16 protein-coding genes and 25 other annotated features are annotated in these 19959 nt (G+C 48.5%); of the genes, 2 read left to right on the top strand and 14 right to left on the bottom strand.

The window, feature by feature from the left end; translation table 11 throughout:
- Positions 1 to 848: 848 nt before the first annotated feature.
- From sucD to STM0731, 9 genes are all read right to left on the bottom strand, one after another.
- Positions 849 to 1732, bottom strand: a protein-coding gene (sucD, locus tag STM0739; protein ID NP_459724.1) for a succinyl-CoA synthetase, alpha subunit. Within the gene, positions 849 to 1718 belong to an annotated coding region; the region does not span the whole gene.
- The gene (gene sucC / locus STM0738) for a succinyl-CoA synthetase, beta subunit (protein ID NP_459723.1) occupies positions 1718 to 2901 on the bottom strand. Within the gene, positions 1718 to 2884 belong to an annotated coding region; the region does not span the whole gene. Before sucC ends, sucD begins: the two co-directional genes overlap by 15 nt.
- Positions 1727 to 1732 (bottom strand) — a ribosome-binding site (putative RBS for sucD; RegulonDB:STMS1H001049). It overlaps the preceding gene by 6 nt.
- Positions 2896 to 2901: a ribosome-binding site (putative RBS for sucC; RegulonDB:STMS1H001048), on the bottom strand. Its footprint lies within the gene sucC.
- Before the next feature lie 124 nt (positions 2902 to 3025).
- Positions 3026 to 4245 (bottom strand): 2-oxoglutarate dehydrogenase (dihydrolipoyltranssuccinase E2 component) gene (gene sucB / locus STM0737; protein ID NP_459722.1). Within the gene, positions 3026 to 4234 belong to an annotated coding region; the region does not span the whole gene.
- Positions 4240 to 4245: a ribosome-binding site (putative RBS for sucB; RegulonDB:STMS1H001047), on the bottom strand. (Overlaps the previous gene by 6 nt.)
- A 3-nt stretch (positions 4246 to 4248) precedes the next feature.
- Positions 4249 to 7171 (bottom strand): 2-oxoglutarate dehydrogenase decarboxylase component gene (gene sucA, locus STM0736; protein NP_459721.1). Within the gene, positions 4249 to 7050 belong to an annotated coding region; the region does not span the whole gene.
- Positions 7056 to 7061, bottom strand: a ribosome-binding site (putative RBS for sucA; RegulonDB:STMS1H001046). (Overlaps the previous gene by 6 nt.)
- Positions 7136 to 7144, bottom strand: a -10 signal (putative -10_signal for sucA; RegulonDB:STMLTH004698).
- Positions 7163 to 7171, bottom strand: a -35 signal (putative -35_signal for sucA; RegulonDB:STMLTH004698).
- 402 nt (positions 7172 to 7573) lie before the next feature.
- Positions 7574 to 8304 (bottom strand): succinate dehydrogenase, Fe-S protein gene (gene sdhB, locus STM0735; RefSeq protein NP_459720.1). Within the gene, positions 7574 to 8293 belong to an annotated coding region; the region does not span the whole gene.
- Positions 8299 to 8304, bottom strand: a ribosome-binding site (putative RBS for sdhB; RegulonDB:STMS1H001045). Its footprint overlaps the gene before it by 6 nt.
- A 2-nt stretch (positions 8305 to 8306) precedes the next feature.
- Positions 8307 to 10090, bottom strand: a protein-coding gene (gene sdhA / locus STM0734) for a succinate dehydrogenase, flavoprotein subunit (RefSeq protein NP_459719.1). Within the gene, positions 8307 to 10073 belong to an annotated coding region; the region does not span the whole gene.
- Positions 10073 to 10433 (bottom strand): succinate dehydrogenase, hydrophobic subunit gene (gene sdhD / locus STM0733; protein NP_459718.1). Within the gene, positions 10073 to 10420 belong to an annotated coding region; the region does not span the whole gene. Before sdhD ends, sdhA begins: the two co-directional genes overlap by 18 nt.
- Positions 10085 to 10090 (bottom strand) — a ribosome-binding site (putative RBS for sdhA; RegulonDB:STMS1H001044). It overlaps the preceding gene by 6 nt.
- The gene (gene sdhC / locus STM0732; RefSeq protein ID NP_459717.1) for a succinate dehydrogenase, cytochrome b556 occupies positions 10414 to 10892 on the bottom strand. Within the gene, positions 10414 to 10803 belong to an annotated coding region; the region does not span the whole gene. Before sdhC ends, sdhD begins: the two co-directional genes overlap by 20 nt.
- Positions 10428 to 10433, bottom strand: a ribosome-binding site (putative RBS for sdhD; RegulonDB:STMS1H001043). Its footprint overlaps the gene before it by 6 nt.
- Positions 10811 to 10816: a ribosome-binding site (putative RBS for sdhC; RegulonDB:STMS1H001042), on the bottom strand.
- Positions 10859 to 10867 (bottom strand) — a -10 signal (putative -10_signal for sdhC; RegulonDB:STMLTH004697).
- Positions 10884 to 10892: a -35 signal (putative -35_signal for sdhC; RegulonDB:STMLTH004697), on the bottom strand.
- Positions 10893 to 11010: 118 nt before the next feature.
- Positions 11011 to 11073: a protein binding site (putative binding site for ArcA, RegulonDB: STMS1H000021), on the bottom strand.
- 20 nt (positions 11074 to 11093) lie between these two features.
- Positions 11094 to 11114: a protein binding site (putative binding site for CRP, RegulonDB: STMS1H000057), on the bottom strand.
- Positions 11115 to 11132: 18 nt separating this feature from the next.
- Positions 11133 to 11195, top strand: a protein binding site (putative binding site for ArcA, RegulonDB: STMS1H000023).
- Positions 11143 to 11163, top strand: a protein binding site (putative binding site for CRP, RegulonDB: STMS1H000072). (Overlaps the previous feature by 21 nt.)
- Positions 11161 to 11193 (top strand) — a protein binding site (putative binding site for IHF, RegulonDB: STMS1H000233). It lies within the feature at positions 11133 to 11195 and overlaps the preceding feature by 3 nt.
- 16 nt (positions 11196 to 11211) lie before the next feature.
- Entirely contained in the window at positions 11212 to 11598 is a 387-nt protein-coding gene (locus STM0731) for a putative inner membrane protein (RefSeq protein ID NP_459716.1), read from the bottom strand.
- Positions 11495 to 11503: a -35 signal (putative -35_signal for gltA; RegulonDB:STMLTH004696), on the top strand. Its footprint overlaps the gene before it by 9 nt.
- Between STM0731 and gltA the strand changes: the two genes are divergently transcribed.
- Positions 11495 to 12841 (top strand): citrate synthase gene (gltA, locus tag STM0730; protein NP_459715.1). Within the gene, positions 11558 to 12841 belong to an annotated coding region; the region does not span the whole gene. The genes STM0731 and gltA overlap by 104 nt on opposite strands.
- Positions 11513 to 11521: a -10 signal (putative -10_signal for gltA; RegulonDB:STMLTH004696), on the top strand. (Overlaps the previous gene by 9 nt.)
- Positions 11545 to 11550: a ribosome-binding site (putative RBS for gltA; RegulonDB:STMS1H001041), on the top strand.
- A 123-nt stretch (positions 12842 to 12964) precedes the next feature.
- Positions 12965 to 12970: a ribosome-binding site (putative RBS for abrB; RegulonDB:STMS1H001040), on the top strand.
- The gene (abrB, locus tag STM0729; protein ID NP_459714.1) for a putative transport protein occupies positions 12965 to 14024 on the top strand. Within the gene, positions 12978 to 14024 belong to an annotated coding region; the region does not span the whole gene. It overlaps the preceding feature by 6 nt.
- A 54-nt stretch (positions 14025 to 14078) precedes the next feature.
- Here abrB and nei read toward each other — a convergent pair.
- The 5 genes from nei to STM0724 form a co-directional block, all read right to left on the bottom strand.
- Positions 14079 to 14882, bottom strand: a protein-coding gene (gene nei / locus STM0728) for an endonuclease VIII (protein NP_459713.1). Within the gene, positions 14079 to 14870 belong to an annotated coding region; the region does not span the whole gene.
- Positions 14877 to 14882, bottom strand: a ribosome-binding site (putative RBS for nei; RegulonDB:STMS1H001039). (Overlaps the previous gene by 6 nt.)
- A gap of 36 nt (positions 14883 to 14918) precedes the next feature.
- Positions 14919 to 15061, bottom strand: a protein-coding gene (locus tag STM0727) for a putative cytoplasmic protein (RefSeq protein ID NP_459712.1). Within the gene, positions 14919 to 15056 belong to an annotated coding region; the region does not span the whole gene.
- Positions 15056 to 15061: a ribosome-binding site (putative RBS for STM0727; RegulonDB:STMS1H001038), on the bottom strand. (Overlaps the previous gene by 6 nt.)
- A gap of 62 nt (positions 15062 to 15123) precedes the next feature.
- Positions 15124 to 17019 (bottom strand): putative glycosyl transferase, encoded by a 1896-nt coding sequence (locus STM0726; RefSeq protein ID NP_459711.1) that lies wholly within the window; start codon positions 17017 to 17019, stop codon positions 15124 to 15126.
- Between the two features lie 57 nt (positions 17020 to 17076).
- Positions 17077 to 17914 (bottom strand): putative glycosyltransferase, cell wall biogenesis gene (locus STM0725; RefSeq protein ID NP_459710.1). Within the gene, positions 17077 to 17910 belong to an annotated coding region; the region does not span the whole gene.
- Positions 17909 to 17914 (bottom strand) — a ribosome-binding site (putative RBS for STM0725; RegulonDB:STMS1H001037). (Overlaps the previous gene by 6 nt.)
- Positions 17915 to 18102: 188 nt before the next feature.
- Positions 18103 to 19886 (bottom strand): putative glycosyltransferase, cell wall biogenesis gene (locus tag STM0724; protein NP_459709.1). Within the gene, positions 18103 to 19881 belong to an annotated coding region; the region does not span the whole gene.
- Positions 19881 to 19886 (bottom strand) — a ribosome-binding site (putative RBS for STM0724; RegulonDB:STMS1H001036). (Overlaps the previous gene by 6 nt.)
- Positions 19887 to 19959: the final 73 nt, after the last annotated feature.

The raw sequence follows: 19959 nt of genomic DNA, 5'->3' as shown, positions 1-19959 counted from the left end.
TCGCCTTAATTATCGCTAATAAGCTTTCCAGATAGCCAGAAACAAACATTTTATTCGCTAATTTTTCTTTATTTCAATAACACCGTATTTACCTCTCTATAATTATTATAGCGAAGATTCTGTTATCACCTTCACAGATTCACCCTCAATTTCTACGTCACTCATAGTGATAATTCTGTTTATTCGCAGCCATAAATATCCTTTAAACATGATTAATCACGAACGAATAGTGTCAATAAGTTCTTAATAATTTTTAAAGTTAACCTCTTTTAACCAGCAAAAGTTCATATGATTTATTAAACGATATCTTTAATACTTCATGGAAATAATGTCGGTACTCTTATGATTAAAATAGCTGTTTTATTCTGCCATTAAACAAGCAGTCTGTGTAAGCGCGATACATCTGAGGAGACATGTAGTTCGCGCTCAGGCAAACATGCGCGGCCACAGAGTCAAGCGTCAATTTACTATAGAGGTTAGCGTCAACATAGTGTAATGCTGCAATGCGTTTTTTTCATGGCGGAAAGCGCATAATCCGTCTCCAGTGAGGTCGGCAGGTATTTCACTAAGACAGCATCTGTATTTGCTGCAAAAGAGTTAACCAGCAAACTGAGTAAATTTACTGCCGCTGCCAGACGGTTATTATCAATTATTTTTAGACTCCACCATGTTTTTTTAATGAGGCATTATTTTCCTATAGTTCAGTATTTACAAAGCCAATAATTTTATATCCCGGATGCTTCACCCGTACTTTGCCACAAACAATAAAGCCATAAAAAAGGCCACCGTAAAGGTGGCCAACCATGTCGAAAACGGACATTTATCTGTTCCCGCAGGAACAGCGAGTTTTATTTTATAATTGCTTTCAGCGCTTCGCCGATATCGGCCAGGCTGCGAACGGTTTTCACGCCCGCGGCTTCCAGCGCTGCGAATTTTTCATCCGCAGTGCCTTTACCACCGGCAATGATGGCGCCCGCGTGGCCCATACGCTTGCCTTTCGGCGCGGTAACACCCGCGATATAGCCAACAACCGGCTTGGTCACGTGGTCTTTAATGTAAGCCGCCGCTTCTTCTTCTGCACTACCGCCGATCTCACCGATCATCACGATCGCTTCAGTCTGCGGATCTTCCTGGAACAGTTTCAGGATATCGATAAAGTTAGAGCCCGGAATCGGGTCGCCGCCGATACCCACGCAGGTGGACTGGCCGAAACCGTAGTCGGTGGTCTGCTTAACCGCTTCGTAGGTCAGCGTGCCGGAACGGGAAACGATACCCACTTTACCCGGCTTATGAATGTGACCCGGCATGATGCCGATTTTGCATTCGCCCGGGGTGATCACACCTGGGCAGTTCGGGCCGATCATGCGCACGCCTGCTTCGTCCAGCTTCACTTTCACGGTCAGCATATCCAGCGTCGGAATACCTTCGGTGATGGTGATAATCAGTTTGATGCCTGCGTCAATCGCTTCCAGGATGGAGTCTTTGCAGAACGGCGCCGGGACGTAGATAACGGATGCGGTCGCACCGGTAGCTTCTACCGCTTCGCGCACGGTGTTGAACACCGGCAGCCCCAGATGCGTGGTGCCGCCTTTGCCCGGCGTTACGCCGCCCACCATCTGCGTACCGTAAGCAATCGCCTGTTCGGAGTGGAAAGTCCCCTGGCTACCGGTGAAGCCCTGGCAGATAACCTTGGTATCTTTATTAATTAAAACGGACATTATTTCCCCTCCACTGCGGCAACAACCTGCTGAGCTGCATCCGTCAGACTTTTCGCTGCAATAATATTCAGGCCACTGTCAGCCAGTTTCTTCGCGCCGAGTTCGGCGTTGTTGCCTTCCAGACGCACCACCACCGGAACGTTCACGCCCACTTCTTCCACCGCGCCGATGATACCGTCGGCAATCAGGTCACAACGGACGATACCGCCGAAGATGTTAACCAGAACCGCTTTCACGTTGTCATCCGAGAGGATAATTTTAAACGCTTCGGTGACGCGCTCTTTGGTTGCGCCGCCGCCCACGTCAAGGAAGTTAGCCGGTTCGCCGCCATGCAGCTTAACGATGTCCATGGTGCCCATCGCCAGACCCGCGCCGTTCACCATGCAACCGATGTTGCCGTCCAGCGCGACGTAGTTCAGTTCCCACTGCGCTGCCTGCGCTTCACGCGGGTCTTCCTGAGACTGGTCACGCATTTCACGCAGATCCGGCTGGCGGAACAGCGCGTTGCCGTCAGCGCCCAGCTTGCCGTCGAGGCAAATCAGATCGCCCTGCTTAGTAATCACCAGCGGGTTGATTTCGATCAGCGCCAGGTCGCGCTCAAGGAAAATGGTTGCCAGACCCATAAAGATTTTGGTGAACTGCTGCACCAGTTTACCTTCCAGACCCAATTTGAACGCCAGTTCCCGTCCCTGATACGGCATCGGGCCGGTCAGCGGATCGAGCGCGACTTTATGGATCAGATGCGGGGTTTCCTCCGCGACTTTTTCGATCTCTACGCCACCTTCGGTAGACGCCATAAAGACCACGCGACGAGAACTACGGTCAACTACCGCGCCGAGGTACAGTTCTTTGCCGATGTCGGTCGCCGCTTCAACCAGAATCTGGTTTACCGGTTGGCCATTAGCGTCTGTTTGATAGGTCACCAGACGTTTGCCCAGCCAGTTTTCCGCGAAGGCGCGAATCTCTTCTTTGCTTTTTACTACCTTCACACCGCCCGCTTTGCCGCGGCCGCCAGCGTGAACCTGACATTTCACTACCCACGGGCCAGCGCCGATTTTAGACGCGGCTTCTTCGGCTTCACGCGGAGTAGTACAGGCATAACCCACCGGCGCCGGTAAGCCATAGCGGGCAAAAAGTTGTTTTGCCTGATATTCATGTAAGTTCATGTGTTCTGTCCATCCTTCAGGTAATCGTTATCTTTAGACCTGTAGGCCTGAAAGCTGCGCGCCATCAGGCATTACACCATCGCCGGATGGCGGCGTGAACGCCTTATCCGGCCTACAGGTAGCAGGTGATGCTCTTGCTGACTACACGTCCAACAGCAGACGGGTCGGATCTTCCAGCAACTCTTTGATGGTGACCAGGAAGCCCACGGATTCGCGACCATCGATCAGGCGATGATCGTAAGAGAGCGCCAGGTACATCATCGGCAGGATTTCCACCTTGCCATCCACCGCCATCGGCCTGTCTTTAATAGCATGCATTCCCAGAATCGCGCTCTGCGGCGGGTTGATGATCGGGGTAGACATCAGCGAACCGAATACGCCGCCGTTGGTAATGGTAAAGTTACCACCGGTCAGGTCTTCTACGGTCAGCTTGCCGTCGCGGCCTTTGACAGCCAGTTCTTTAATTTTTTTCTCGATGTCAGCCATGCCCAGCGTATCCACGTCACGCAGGACCGGCGTGACCAGGCCGCGCGGCGTAGACACCGCCATGCTCACATCAAAGTAGTTGTGATACACCACGTCATCGCCGTCGATAGAGGCGTTCACTTCCGGATAACGCTTCAGCGCTTCCACTACCGCTTTCACGTAGAAGGACATAAAGCCCAGGCGGATACCATGACGTTTTTCAAACACTTCGCCATACTGCTTACGCAAATCCATAATCGGCTTCATGTTGACTTCATTGAAGGTCGTCAGCATGGCGGTGGAATTTTTCGCTTCCAGTAGACGCTCGGCCACGCGCTTGCGCAGGCGGGTCATTGGCACGCGTTTTTCGCCGCGCGCGCCCAGAGCGGGTTGTGCTGCAGGTTCAACAGCGGGTGCTTTAGACTCGCCTTTCGCCAGATGTTTTTCCACATCTTCACGGGTCAGACGCCCACCCACACCAGTGCCTTTAATGGCGCTGGCTTCCAGATTGTGTTCAGCCAGCAGGCGACGGATCGCCGGGCTGAGCGCATCGTTGTTTTGTTCTTCCAGCGACGCCTGCTGGCGCTGTGCCGGCGTAGACGCTTTCTCTTCAGATTTCGCGCTGGTCTCTTTACCCGCGCTGTTTCCTTCACGCAGGCGACCCAGGATCTGGCGAGAGGTGACAGTCGTCCCCTCCTCTTCCAGAACCGCATCCAGAATGCCGTCCGCTGATGCCGGTACTTCCAGTACCACTTTGTCAGTTTCGATTTCTACCAGCACTTCGTCACGAACAACCGCATCGCCCGGTTTTTTATGCCAGGTGGCGACGGTCGCGTCCGCTACGGACTCAGGCAGGTCGGGAACAAGAATATCTACGCTACTCATTATTTATCCTTTATTTAATCGACGTTCAGCGCGTCATTAACCAGATCTTGTTGCTGTTTCTGGTGAACGGACATATACCCTACCGCCGGAGAGGCGGAGGCCGGGCGACCTGCATAACGCAGAGCGGCCCCAAACGGAGTCACTTCACGGAAATGATGCTGACTGCAGTACCATGCGCCCTGGTTGAGCGGCTCTTCCTGGCACCAGACAAAATCATGGACGTGAGCGTATGGTTGCAGCGCTTCCTGCACCGCTTTATGCGGGAACGGATAGAGCTGTTCGATGCGCACGATAGCGACATCTTTCTGGTCGTTTTTGCGACGTTGTTCCAGCAGGTCGTAATAAACCTTACCAGAACACATTACCACGCGTTTTACGGCTTTAGGGTCCAGCTCGTCAATTTCGCCAATGGCCGGCTGGAAGGAACCGTTCGCCAGTTCATCAAGCGTGGAAACCGCCAGCGGGTGACGCAGCAGCGATTTCGGCGACATCACCACCAGCGGACGACGCATCCCGCGCAGCGCCTGACGGCGCAGCATATGGTAGACCTGCGCCGGGGTGGACGGCACGCAAACCTGCATATTCTGCTCGGCGCAAAGTTGCAGATAACGTTCCAGACGCGCGGAAGAGTGCTCCGGGCCCTGCCCTTCATAGCCATGCGGCAACAGCATCACCAGACCGCACATCCGGCCCCATTTCTGCTCGCCGGAGGAGATGAACTGGTCAATCACTACCTGCGCGCCGTTGGCAAAATCGCCAAACTGCGCTTCCCAGATAGTCAGGGTACGTGGTTCCGCCGTGGCATAACCGTATTCAAAAGCCAGTACCGCTTCTTCAGACAGCACGGAGTCCCAGACTTTAAACTGTCCCTGACCGCTGTGAATATGCTGCAACGGCGTATACGTTGAGCCGTTCGTCTGGTTGTGGATCACCGCATGACGATGGAAGAAGGTGCCGCGACCAGAGTCTTCCCCGGACAGGCGCACCGGAATGCCTTCATCGACCAGCGTGGCGTAAGCCAGATTTTCCGCGCCGCCCCAGTCAAACAATTTCTCGCCTGCCGCCATTGCCTGACGGTCGCCATAAATTTTCGCCACGCGAGACTGCATTTCAATGGCTTCCGGCACGGTGCTGATACGTTTTGCCAGCTCCTGCAGACGCTTCATTTCTACCTTGTTCGGGTATGCTTCATCCCATTCGTGGTTTAGATACGGCGACCAGGTGAACGAGTGCATATTCATCGGACGCCACTCTTTCACCACGCATTCGCCTGCATCCAGCGCATCGCGATAGAGGTTGACCATTTCAGTGGCATCTTCCAGCGTTGCGACCTTATCAGCTTCCAGTTTGTCGGCGTAGATTTTACGCGGCGTCGGATGCTTTTTGATTTTCTGGTACATCAGCGGCTGGGTTGCGCTTGGCTCGTCGGCTTCGTTGTGGCCGTGACGGCGGTAGCACACCAGATCGATAAAGACATCGCGTTTAAAGGTATTACGGAAGTCCAGCGCCAGACGGGTCACAAAAGCGACGGCTTCCGGATCGTCCGCATTGACGTGGAAAATCGGCGCCTGGACCATTTTACCGATATCGGTGCAGTAAGGCGTTGAACGCGCATCCAGTGGGTTAGAGGTGGTGAAACCCACCTGGTTGTTGATAACGATACGTACCGTACCGCCCACTTCGTAACCGCGCGCTTTCGACATGTTCAGGGTTTCCTGAACCACGCCCTGGCCGGTCACCGCGGCGTCGCCGTGAATAGTGATCGGCAACACTTTGTTGCTGCTCGGTTCGTCCAGTCTGTCCAGACGGGCGCGCACGGAGCCCATCACCACCGGGCTCACAATTTCCAGATGCGATGGGTTAAACGCCAGCGCCAGGTGAACCAGACCGCCTTCGGTTTCGATATCTGACGAGAAGCCCATGTGATACTTCACGTCGCCGGTACCCAGATGTTCTTTATGCTTACCGGCAAATTCGTCGAACAGATCCTGCGGTTTTTTACCCAGTACGTTGATCAGCACGTTCAGGCGACCGCGGTGCGCCATCCCCAGCACCACTTCGCGAGTGCCGCTGTTACCCGCATGGCGAACCATCTCTTTCAGCATGGGTATCAGCGCATCTCCCCCCTCGAGCGAGAAACGTTTCGCACCCGGGAATTTGGCGCCCAGATAACGTTCCAGCCCTTCAGCGGCGGTCAGTTCGTTCAGGAAGCGTTTTTTCTCGTCAGCGCTAAAGGCCGCACGACCGGATTCGATGCGCTGTTGGATCCAGCGTTTCTCTTCGGTGCTGGTGATGTGCATATACTCAGCGCCAATCGGGCCGCAGTAGGTCTGTTTGAGCGCGTCGAGCAGCTCGCCCAGCTTCATCGTCTCTTTGCCGCTGGCAAAGGAGCCGACATTGAAGGTTTCCTGGAAATCGGCCTCGGTCAAATCATGGAAAGAAGGATCGAGATCCGCCACGCGTTCTTGCTTCCACAGTCCCAGCGGATCGAGGTTTGCATGTTGATGGCCACGGAAACGATAAGCGTTGATAAGCTGCAGGACTTTAACCTGCTTCACATTGGTGTCAGGGTCGGAAATCGTAGAAGAGTGACGTGAGCCAGCCAACGCCTGCCGCCGGAAATATTCACGTGTTTTTGAATGGAGTTGATCCGGTTTGACTCCGGTACCAGGTAACTGCTGGAACGTCAAACGCCAGTTAGCGTCTACCGAGTCAGGATCGGTTAAGAAGTCTTCATAGAGCTGTTCTATCCAGCTCTGATTCGAACCAGAGAGGTAAGAAGAGTCCAACCAGGCTTTCAAAGCGCTGTTCTGCATCGTGATCCCTTAAGCATCTTTTCTGCTTATTTAATACTCTAAATAGGTCACGTTTCAGGAAGGCGGCAAGCTTGCGAATCCCTGGGAGCTTACATCCAGTAAGTGACCGGGGTGAGCAAGTGCAGCCAACGCACATGCAACGTGAACTATGACGAGTATTTCGCCGTGGATACTAACCACGCATACGCTGTATGCGTGCCGGGGTTCACTTGTTGCGGACTGTCGTGTCATCTGCGTCCGCTAAGGAACCTTTAAAAACTGTCTAATAATCTTCGCTGTTCAGGCTACGACTGCGTTGCGGCCTTCGCTCACTCCGGTCACATAGTTAACTATGCTCCCGAAGATTCGTTCAGACCGCGCCTTGTCTCGCTCTGAACATCTCGATTATTACTAATCATATGGCAGTTTTTAGAGGTTTCCTGCACTTCTATTGCCTGATGGCGCTGCGCTTATCAGGCCTACGGGGTTGCGCCTGTAGGCCGGATAAGACTGTACGTCGCCATCCGGCAACCACTACAACTACTTATGCGCTACGCTGCAACAGCATCGACTTAATATGGCCGATAGCGCGCGTCGGGTTCAGTCCCTTAGGACATACACTGACGCAGTTCATAATGCTGTGACAGCGGAATACGCTGAATGCATCGCTCATCCCTTCCAGACGACTGTCAGTCTCGGTATCACGACTATCGATCAGGAATCGATACGCCGCGAGCAGCCCCGCCGGACCGATAAACTTATCCGGGTTCCACCAGAATGACGGGCAGGATGTTGAGCAACAGGCGCAAAGAATACATTCATACAGCCCATCGAGTTTTTCACGCTGCTCCGGCATCTGCAGATGCTCACGAGCCGGTGGATTTTGCCCATTATTCAATAAGTAAGGCTTAATCTTCTCATATTGTGCGTAGAATTGCCCCATGTCTACCACCAAATCGCGGATCACCGGCAAACCGGGCAGCGGGCGAATCACAATCTTCTTACCCGGCTGAGTCAGCGCCGAAATAGGGGTAATACAGGCCAGACCATTCTTACCGTTCATATTCAAACCATCAGAACCGCACACACCTTCGCGGCAGGAACGGCGGAAAGAAAGGCTGGGATCTTTTTCTTTAAGCTGGATTAACGCATCCAGCAGCATCATGTCGCGCCCTTCTTCGCCTTCCAGGGTGTAATCCTGCATACGCGGAGCGTTATCGACATCCGGGTTATAACGATAAATCGAAAATTCGAGTTTCATCATCCTGTCTCCGCAATTAATAAGTACGAATCTTCGGCGGGAACGCCGGACGCAGTTTCGGCTCCATATTGACGCTTCGGCGCGTCATGGATTCCGTTTGCGGCTGATACAGGGTATGACACAACCAGTTGGCATCATCACGCTCCGGGAAATCGAAGCGGCTATGCGCGCCGCGGCTTTCCGTTCGGAAGTTGGCTGATACGGCAGTGGCGTAGGCGGTTTCCATCAGGTTATCCAGCTCCAGACACTCAACACGCTGGGTATTAAACTCGCTGGACGTGTCATCCAGACGGGCGTTTTTCAGACGCTCGCGGATCACTTTCAACTGCTCAAGCCCTTTCGCCATCGCGTCGCCTTCACGGAATACGGAGAAGTTATGCTGCATACACTCCTGCAACGCTTTGCGGATAGCCACCGGATCTTCGCCATTGCGGTTATTGTTCCAGCGATTCAGGCGCTCCAGAGAACCTTCAACGTCAGACTCGCTGGCGTCGCGCAGCACGCCCTGCTCGGCGATGGATTCCTGTAAATGCAGCCCCGCCGCGCGGCCAAAGACCACCAGATCCAGCAGTGAGTTACCGCCCAGACGGTTGGCGCCGTGAACCGATACACAGGCGATTTCGCCTACCGCAAACAGCCCCGGAATGACCACGTCTTCGCCCTGCTCGTTCACGGTCAGCGCCTGACCGGTCACTTTAGTCGGAATACCGCCCATCATGTAGTGGCAGGTCGGGATAACCGGAATCGGCTCTTTCACCGGGTCAACGTGGGCGAAAGTACGGGACAGCTCCAGGATACCCGGCAGGCGAGATTCCAGCACCTCTTTACCCAGGTGATCCAGTTTCAGTTTAGCGTGCGGCCCCCACGGACCATCACAGCCGCGGCCTTCACGGATTTCGATCATGATGGAACGCGCCACCACGTCACGACCCGCCAGGTCTTTGGCGTTCGGCGCATAACGCTCCATAAAGCGCTCGCCGTGTTTGTTCAGCAGGTAACCGCCTTCGCCGCGGCAGCCTTCTGTCACCAGCACGCCCGCCCCGGCGATGCCGGTCGGGTGGAACTGCCACATTTCCATGTCCTGCACCGGGACACCGGCACGCAGCGCCATACCGACACCGTCACCGGTGTTGATGTGAGCGTTGGTGGTGGACTGGTAGATACGGCCTGCGCCGCCGGTCGCCAGCACCGTCGCGCGGGCTTTGAAGTACACCACTTCACCGGTTTCGATGCACAGTGCGGTACACCCCACCACCGCGCCATCCTGGTTTTTCACCAGATCCAGCGCATACCATTCGGAGAAAATCGTGGTGTGGTTTTTCAAATTCTGTTGATACAGCGTGTGTAGCAAGGCGTGACCGGTACGGTCAGCCGCCGCCGCGGTACGTGCCGCCTGCTCGCCGCCAAAGTTTTTCGACTGGCCGCCGAACGGGCGCTGATAGATACGTCCATCATCAAGACGGGAGAACGGTAGCCCCATGTGCTCCAGTTCCAGAATCGCTTCCGGTCCGGTCTTACACATATATTCGATGGCATCCTGGTCACCAATGTAGTCCGACCCCTTAACGGTGTCGTACATGTGCCATTCCCAGTTATCTTCATGGGTATTGCCGAGCGCCACGGTGATACCGCCCTGCGCGGAAACGGTATGGGAACGGGTCGGGAAGACTTTCGAGAGCAGCGCACAGGTTTGGCCGCTCTGGGAAATTTGCAGCGCCGCGCGCATACCTGCGCCACCGGCACCAATCACAACAGCATCAAATTCTCTGACTGGCAGTTTCATTACACACCCCACACCACAACAAATCCATAGATGACGTAAACCACCAGCGCAACAACGATAACGAGTTGCAGTATCAGACGCACTGCCAGTGGTTTAACGTAGTCGGTTAACACCTGCCACATGCCGATCCAGGCATGAATCAAGATGGAAAAAAGCGCCAGCAGGGTGAAGACTTTGGTGAAGGCCGATGAGAAGAAACCGGTCCAGGCTTCAAAGGTCAGTTCGCCGCTCGTGGCGAAAAAACCCACCATGTAGATGATGTATAACGTCAGAACGATAGCGGTAGCACGGACCAGGATGAAGTCATGTACGCCATTGCGTCCTAATGCGGAGGCGTTGCTTACCATACGAGGACTCCTGCGAGAAGTGAAAGCACGACAGTGATAACAAAAGAGATTTTGGCAGAGCGTTGACCCGCTTCGAATGTTTCTTCCAGATAGCCAAAATCCATTAACATGTGACGAATTCCCACGATGACGTGATACGCCAGCGCGGTAAGGATGCCCCACATGATAAATTTAACGATGAAGCCGTCCATGATGTCGGCGGCCTGCTGGAATCCTTCCGGAGAAGAGAGGCTGGTGCCCAGTAGCCACAGTAGTATGCCGACGGCGATGAAAGTAATCACACCGGATACGCGATGGAGAATGGACGCTATCGCTGTGATGGGGAACCGAATCGTTTGTAGATCCAGATTGACAGGTCTTTGTTTTTTCACATTTCTTATCATGAATAACGCCCACATGCTGTTCTTATTATTCCCTTAAGACTTCGGTTACAGAGGTGAATCTACCTGTAGCCAGAAAGACGACGGGATTTCCTTCCTCCGGTCTGCGTGCGGGTCAGACAGCGTCCTTTCTATAACTGCGCGTCATGTAAAACACTGCTTCCAGTAGCTAAAACGACACGTTACAACGCTGGGTGGCTCGGGATTGCAGGGTATTCCGGAGACCTGGCGGCAGTATAGGACGTTCACAAAATCATTACAATTAACCTACATATAGTTTGTCGGGTTTTATCCTGAACAGTGACACAGGTCACGATAACAACATTTTTTTAATTTTCAATCATCTGATTTGACAAACATTAAACAAAATTGTTACAAACGACACCAGAAAAAGCATATAATGCGTAAAAGTTATGGGGTCACTCTTTCACCTGTTAATAAGTTATGCAACAGTACAATGATATTGACCCATTCTTTCAGGACAGTTATTAGTGATAGACAGGTTACATTACTCGGATTGCTACGTTCCTGATTTGCTGCTAATTCGAAATTAATCAAGTCGTTACCTGCAAGCGCCCATTGCTCTGTACCCAGGTCATCCCCTCTTTCACAGAGCGGCGAGCCAAATAACAAACTGGTAACGGTTGATTGATGCATACACAGAATCTTCCCTGCACTAACGACGAGGAAGATGACGTGGAGAAGGCAAGTCTGAGTTCCGGCAGTCTTAAGCAATAAGGCGCTAAGGAGACCGTAAATGGCTGATACAAAGGCAAAAATCACCCTTACTGGTGACACTACTATTGAACTGGATGTGCTAAAAGGTACACTCGGTCAAGATGTTATTGATATTCGTAGTCTCGGTTCAAAAGGAGTTTTTACTTTTGACCCTGGTTTCACCTCTACCGCATCCTGCGAATCTAAAATCACCTTCATCGACGGCGACGAAGGCATTTTGTTGCATCGCGGTTTCCCGATTGACCAGCTTGCTACCGATTCCAACTATCTGGAAGTCTGTTACATCCTGCTGTACGGCGAAAAACCGACGCAGGAAGAGTATGACGAGTTCAGAACGACAGTCACCCGCCATACGATGATCCATGAGCAAATCACTCGCCTGTTCCATGCTTTCCGTCGCGACTCACATCCGATGGCGGTAATGTGCGGGATCACTGGCGCGCTGGCAGCGTTCTACCACGACTCGCTGGATGTGAACAATCCGCGCCACCGTGAAATCGCGGCGTTCCGCCTGCTGTCCAAAATGCCGACCATGGCGGCGATGTGTTACAAATATTCAATCGGTCAGCCGTTTGTTTATCCGCGCAACGACCTTTCCTACGCCGGTAACTTCCTGAACATGATGTTCTCCACGCCGTGTGAAACCTATGAAGTGAATCCGGTACTAGAGCGCGCGATGGACCGTATTCTGATCCTGCACGCTGACCATGAGCAGAACGCCTCAACGTCAACGGTACGTACCGCAGGTTCAAGCGGCGCCAACCCATTCGCCTGCATTGCCGCCGGGATCGCCTCCCTGTGGGGACCCGCGCACGGCGGCGCCAACGAAGCCGCGCTGAAAATGCTGGAAGAAATCAGCTCTGTTAAACACATTCCGGAATTTGTTCGCCGTGCGAAAGACAAGAATGATTCTTTCCGCCTGATGGGCTTCGGTCACCGTGTTTACAAAAACTACGATCCGCGCGCCACCGTGATGCGTGAAACCTGCCACGAAGTGCTGAAAGAGCTGGGCACCAAAGACGATCTGCTGGAAGTGGCGATGGAGCTTGAGCACATTGCGCTCAACGACCCGTACTTCATCGAGAAGAAACTGTACCCGAACGTAGACTTCTACTCCGGCATCATTCTGAAAGCGATGGGCATTCCGTCCTCCATGTTCACCGTGATCTTCGCCATGGCGCGTACCGTTGGCTGGATTGCACACTGGAATGAAATGCACACTGACGGCATGAAAATCGCCCGTCCTCGTCAGCTGTATACCGGCTACGATAAACGCGATTTTAAATCGGCGCTGAAGCGTTAATTGACAACCGGATGGCGACGCAACCCTCGCCATCCGGTACATTTTCCCTTTTTTCTTATCCTCATTATTTTATTCTTACCCCGTTACTCTCTATGATTAATTAAGGTTTCGCTAAATATCATTCAGGGAGCATGGAATGCCGATTCTGCAGTGGTTTTTGTTGTTCCTGTTATCGCTGCTCATTTCCCTTATTTTTCTCTATCTGCACCTTCCGGCGGCAATGCTGCTCGGTCCAATGATTGCGGGTATCGTGTTGAGTTTGCGAGGTAGTACGCTACAACTTCCGCGCGGTATTTTTCTCGCCGCGCAGGCAATTCTCGGCTGTATGATCGCCCAAAATCTAACCGGTTCGATATTGACCACCCTCGCCCTCTACTGGCCGGTCGTGCTTTTAGTGTTGCTGGTGACGCTGCTTTCCAGCGCGGTAGTCGGCTGGCTGCTGGTACGTTACAGCTCACTGCCCGGCAACACCGGCGCATGGGGGTCTTCGCCGGGCGGCGCGGCGGCAATGGTAGCGATGGCGCAAGATTACGGGGCGGATATCCGCCTGGTGGCGTTTATGCAGTATCTACGGGTACTGTTTGTGGCTGGCGCGGCGGTGCTGGTGACACGCCTGATACTCGGCGACAGCGCGGCAGCGGTCAGCCAACAGGTGATCTGGTTTCCGCCGCTTAGCGGTAATGTATTGACGACGCTGTTATTAGCGATCGTGGCGGGCATTGCCGGTCGCCTGATGCGTATCCCTTCCGGCACGATGCTGCTCCCCATGTTGGCAGGCGCGCTTCTCCATTCGCAAGGCATCATTGAGATTGAATTACCCGAATGGCTGCTGGCCGTGGCGTATATGGCGATAGGCTGGCGTATTGGGCTGGGTTTTGACAGACAGGTGTTTTTTATGGCGCTGCGGCCATTGCCGCAAATCTTATTGTCAATTTTCGCGCTGATGGCGATTTGCGCCGCGATGGCGTGGGGAATGGCTTACTACATGCAGATTGATTTTATGACGGCTTATCTTGCCACCAGTCCCGGTGGTCTGGATACGGTTGCCGCGATCGCGGCAGGAAGCAGTGCCGATATGGCGCTCATCATGGCAATGCAAACCCTACGGCTGTTCAGCATTCTGTTAACTGGGCCAGCAGTGGCCCGTTTTATATCAACCTATGCGCCCAAACAACCTTTGTAGGGCTGATAAGCGTCGCGCCATCAGGCAATAGCCGCTCGCCGATGTCGGTTCCGGCTATTTCTGGCAATGCGGGCACCAGTAAAACGGGCGTGAGGACAGTGTTGTCTTTTCAATAATGCCGCCGCACCGCTCACACGCTTCGCCGTCACGGTGGAAAAGCTTAAAGCGAAACAGTGCGCCATGATGCTTGTTCTCATCCGCCTGACCGCGAGTAGTGTAGGAAAGGCGCGGAATATCCAACAGCGCGTGAGAAAGCGCATTCAGTTGCGCCTCGTTGAGATCTTTCGCTTTATGCTGTCCGGTTAATCCTACCTGCCAGAGGATTTCAACGCGCAGATAATTCCCCAGTCCCGCCAGAAAGGACTGATCCAGCAACAGCCCGGAAAATTGTCGGTTGCGAAAACGCGGCGACAGCAATCGAGCTTTAACCTCTTCCGGAGTGAGACGCGCGTCCAGCACATCCGGACCGACTCGCTGTAAAAAGGGGTGCGTCGTGAGCTGCTCTGCTGTCAGCATTTCGATATCAGACGCGCTATAAAGCAGAATAGTTTTATCCGCCGTTTGTAGCCTGACGCGCAATATACGCGTGGTCTGCGGTATTTCACCAGTATCGATCACCCGCCATACGCCATAGAGTTGGTTGTGGCTGTAGAGCGTCAGGCCATTTGAAAAGTGGGTCAATAACGCTTTTCCCCGCGTCTCTATCCGGGTAACAAGTTGACCGGTAAGCTGCGATTCATACGGTTTTAACTGTGCAAAGGCAAACCAGACATCGGTTAAGGGTTTGCCTTTGATTGCCGCCTCCAGATTATCCGCCGCACGACGAATTTCCGGGCCTTCAGGCATGATAATATCCTTTGTTAACAGTTGATTAATGGACTACACCGCCTCTGACTATCTGGAATGCACATCGAACACCATAATGAACATCCACAGCGGATGGACAAACAGGCGGTGGTATCCAGTGATAATAACATTATCGCAGCACGAGACCACTTCCCCGTCAGGGTTAACATGATCGCGCCAGGGCATAATCGACTCAGCCCTTGTCGGGCGAGCGCCCAATAATGATTGTCTGCCTACCGGAATTAAATGACGCTTAGTTATATTTTGCCCAAAATTTTTTTCTGTTGATCCTTTTAAAGCCTTCTTTCCAATAACTGGCATTCAACTCTTTGATATAATTTTCTCCGGGAAAAAGTTTATCCTTTAAAGGCAGTTTCTTGGCTAGCACGATTCTTTCTGCGTTAGATCCCGCGGACTCTGAATGTGTGAGGGAAGATAAGGCGTCCAGTTGAGCGCTTGAGGGTCTGGCTATCAATTCAAAAAAAGGTTCTGACAATACAACACTACTAAGTGCTGCATAATTTCCTTTTTGTATGAGCGGTTTGACGTACTCAAAAAAAGAAATAATCCCTGATTGCAATCTTGCTGCTTTTTTTAAATACTCAATTTCAGAACCACTGCTATCTTCACGTACAGGAATTATTCCATTATCCGTTTTTTTATAGCCAATTGTTGACCCAGTATTGTCAGCCATAGCGAACTCCATTATTTCCACCCCTCCTGATAAGAAAAGATCACACTTATCGTTGGGATGGCCATAGTTGGTTAGCCAACCAAACATCTTATTATAAATAGATCGGTTATCATTGGCGCCAGCAAAAGTTGCCAAATAAAACCCATGTATTTGTTTTTCTGCCCATTGCGCACCTAAAGAACGAGCAAATACTGATTGAATATTACCCATCCATCCTACATCGATAAGTGCTATATTTTTATAACCTTCACAGGCCGTTTTAAAGTAATCAGCGTAAACTTCCCTGTGCTGAGTATTTTTTAATAAAATATATGGAAATAATTTATTTATAAGCCAGTGAACCTTATGTTCCTCTCCTGAAACAGGAATATACTCCTCGTCAGGAAAACCAACATGATGTATATCTGAAATATGCTCACTCGCATCTAACCCCGCGATAGCAAGTATCTTTTTAATACTTTTCTTATTCTTACCACCAAAAAGATGCCAAATCCTGTGCATCGGCCAATCAGTCATCCCCACCATATAAGCTGATGCGCGGGATATATATAAATATTCACATTTTACATGTTCTTCTGAAAAGTATTCATTATAAATTTTATAGATTAAGTGAGCATCGCGTGCTAAAAAAAGCGCTTTATCAATTTTATGAATCTTTAACTGATTCGCTAACCAGGATACATAACCTAATAATAATGGACCAAATACTTTAAATCCTATCTCGTTTAAAGGATCATTTTGATGGAAAGCAGAAACTTGTTTAAGTAATAAAGTCTTACAAATAGATTCACCAATAATATCTTTAGCTTTCCAATGATTAGATATCCCATGATTATACTCTGACCAATCAGCATGGAGAGTATTTATGCCGAGTTTTTTAGCATTCAGAATATCAGCATGAACATTGTCGCCAACATGCATCCACGATGCAATATCTACATTTTCATTTTTCTTGACTATTGAAAATAATTTACCACTATTTTTAGAGTACCGCTCTTCGCCAGATGAATAAACTGGAATGTTACTGATATCATAGCCACATGATGTTAACAACTCCTTTAATATTGCTGATGGAAGGTACATGTCACTAATTAAAATGACTTTGCAACCATCACTAATAGCCTTTTCAAACAAACAGCTTCCACGCGCATTTTTATATAAAACAATCTTCTCCATTTGTATTTCCAGATCGATTATCTTTTTTACTGTCGCTGGTGAAAGCTGCGGATGCTTTTTTAAAATTTCATCGTATATTTCAGATATAAGTATTTCCGGCTCGCCGCCAAAACGCCTGACCCTATTCTCTCTGGCACTTACTTCCGCCTGAACTCTTATCTCTGGGAAATTATCAATAATACCAATCTCGTACGCTGATATAAAAAATTTCTCAGTTGCTAAAGTTGATTGCATTAATGAAAACAAATCTCTGGGACGGTAAATCCTCCGGCTAACCAATGTATCAAAGATATCAAAGCTTACGGTCTTGTATTTTTTAAAGTTCATATCCATATTTTATTTAATCTTATTTTCAATATAAGAAATTTTATGAAAAAGACTATTGTTAGCAATATTTGAAAGTAACACATTGAGCAATGATGAGTCATCAATACTTCTCATCATTTTATTTTCTGCAATTTTGCATTCTATATCAAATAACTCATTGTTAATTACGGTATAATTGCCAAATTCAAAGTCATCATTTTCTCTGAAATGATAAAATGCCAGTGCTTCAGGTAAGATCCAAACATCATTTTCTGCAAGGTAATGAATAAAAAAAGGCCAGAAAAATGCAGGAGAGGATAATTTATGACTTTCAATCATATCGATAACAGAATTTTTATCGAATAAACACGAGGAAAGTGGAATAGAATTCCTGTAATAAATAACATCAAAACTAACAGGGCCAGCATTTAAATAGTGGTTCCATGGTTGCGTTGAATTTATAATTATTCTATTATTTTCCGCAATCTCAGCAACTTTATTTGTATGGCATGCTATTGCATTTACAGATGAATACGTTGACTGTATATTCGCCAAAACACTGAGTAGCCTTGACACATATTCAGGGGCCCAAGAATCGTCATCATCCATAAAGCATAAATAATTAGATTCAGACATCTTAATAGCATTAAAGATACAGCTTTCGTCGTAGATAACACTATATATATTTGACAGTTCTTTCAGATAAAAATCATCCACATTGTGACATTTCAATTCTTCCTCCATGCAGAAAATGATGATATTTATTTTTTTGAACGTCTGGTCATTAATGGATTGCAAGGCCCGCATTAATAGACGAGTACGCCCAGGTTTATGTCGGACAATAACTAAAAGACTCTTTTCCATATTCTGATTTCGCGTTTTACGGTATATATAAAAATTAACACCCTATGAATAAATGCTGACATTGGGTAAGGATTATAATATTTTATTAGACTGACACCAGATAAGGTGTAGCAACAGAACCATACCTAAGATTATCATAGTCATATAATTAAAAAATCGGTATAATTCTCATCAACACCACTTACATCATGTTTAATATTTATCTTCAGATTTTTTATTGAATTTTTTATACCAAAAGAGCTTTGAGGTAAGATAGGGCAAACTATTTTTCATCTCTTTTTTTGCAGATTTAAACCGATAAAAATTTTTGACTGCCGTAAACAAACCATTAATAATAACTTTAAAAAACTCCATTTTTGAGTGGGTAAGTTTTAATAATTTGCCATTTTCTATATTTAAATGATAGATAGTAATTCTCCGGAATGAAAACTTAGTAGGGTGATAATGACGATAATCAACCACGATTGGTTTTTTAATTAAAAAGAAAGCTGGAATTAAGTGTCCATTAAGGGTTATGCATCTAAAAAATTTGTAGATGGCTTTTTCTTTACCAGAACATGGGTAATCAACACAACCATTAACAATATCAATACCTTCTACATTGAATTTTTCATTATGAGTTATTGCATTAATTCTTTTTCTTATCTCCAGAAGATCTACATTATCTTCCCAAAACTCCCGTCCAGAAAGACAATCGTTATATGACATAATCATTGCTCTGGCAAGTTCATAGCGGCATGAAAAACTCGCAAGAAAGACTTCCCGCACAAAGAAAACACTTAACAGTAGTGCAGCAAACTTTCTTTTACTAATTAATGCAGGTACAGCAACAGTCCTGAAGTTCAAATAGCTATTTAGAACCGATATTTTTCTTTCAAAATCCATTTGCCACGAAGCCACACCATTAAGTGTGACAATATTATGTTTTTTATGCATATATCCAAATAGCAGGTCATCACCACGAACAAAGAAAGGAAATGAGTAATATTCAATAGCGTTAATATTAAAGGCAAAAAACCACCATCCACCGTAGCCTATTTTTCTTTCATTATCAAAAGTATCTAAAGAATCTATTTCCCGAGCATCCAGATAATGTTTATCCGGGTAATGTAAAAAATCTCTATGCCATATGGCACCAGATTCATGTATGATTGCCGGGTTATCTTCAAAAAGCATACAGCCAGTAACAACTGTATTTTTGTCTTTAGCCATCAGTAAAAAAGCATGAGTTCGACAAATCGATTCAATTTCACATGAGCCGTCGTCATCCATAAATATGACATGTTTGACATCGTTGATTTTCCCTGCCTCTATCAAACCTCTCATAAACCCGCCTGACCCACCGAGGTTTTCATTATTGATAACTATAATGCCGTTTCCTGACGGGTGATTAATCGCCTCGCCATTATTAACGACAATCAATTTAAAACGATCTTTAAATTCGCTCTGGGTTAAGAGTGTTTTATTAATTCTATTGATTGTTTTAGTAACAGCTTCTTTTCTATTATAAGTTGTTATAACTAAAGCCATAGATGATTTACTAACATGATCTTTAGTCAGCAATTCAAATCCATTTAAAACAGAGTCTTCGTCTGATTGCCACTCCACATAGATATATCCAAAATTTATTTTTGATATATCAATCTCAATCTCATCACTAATATTACATGACGATTTAAAATCAATTTGCTTTAATACTCTAATGACACCATTCTCTTTATGCCTTACAGTTATAGTTCCGCGACCAATTATATTAACCCGCAAAAAAAGTGATGTTAAGGTTGTATATTTTTTCCATTTCTTAATTGAGAATGCATTAAAAAAAGTATCAAAATATGCAACCTTATGACGCGGAACAAGTAAGTTACGTGAGGTATAGTTATACTTCCCGCCCTGAGTTCTGAAATAAAGCTGCTCTTCCGTGCATAGATCAATGTTTGGTAAAATTACTTTTTGAAGTAAAAAATACATAACGAACCTATAAATTTATATTATCTGGGGTAACGCTATTATAAAATAGTAAATTTCTCACCGCGTAGTGATATAAAT

Origin of the sequence: Salmonella enterica subsp. enterica serovar Typhimurium str. LT2 (assembly GCF_000006945.2) — a bacterium.
In the GTDB taxonomy this organism is placed as follows: Bacteria; Pseudomonadota; Gammaproteobacteria; order Enterobacterales; family Enterobacteriaceae; genus Salmonella; species Salmonella enterica.
This window is presented reverse-complemented; position numbering and strand designations above follow the sequence as displayed.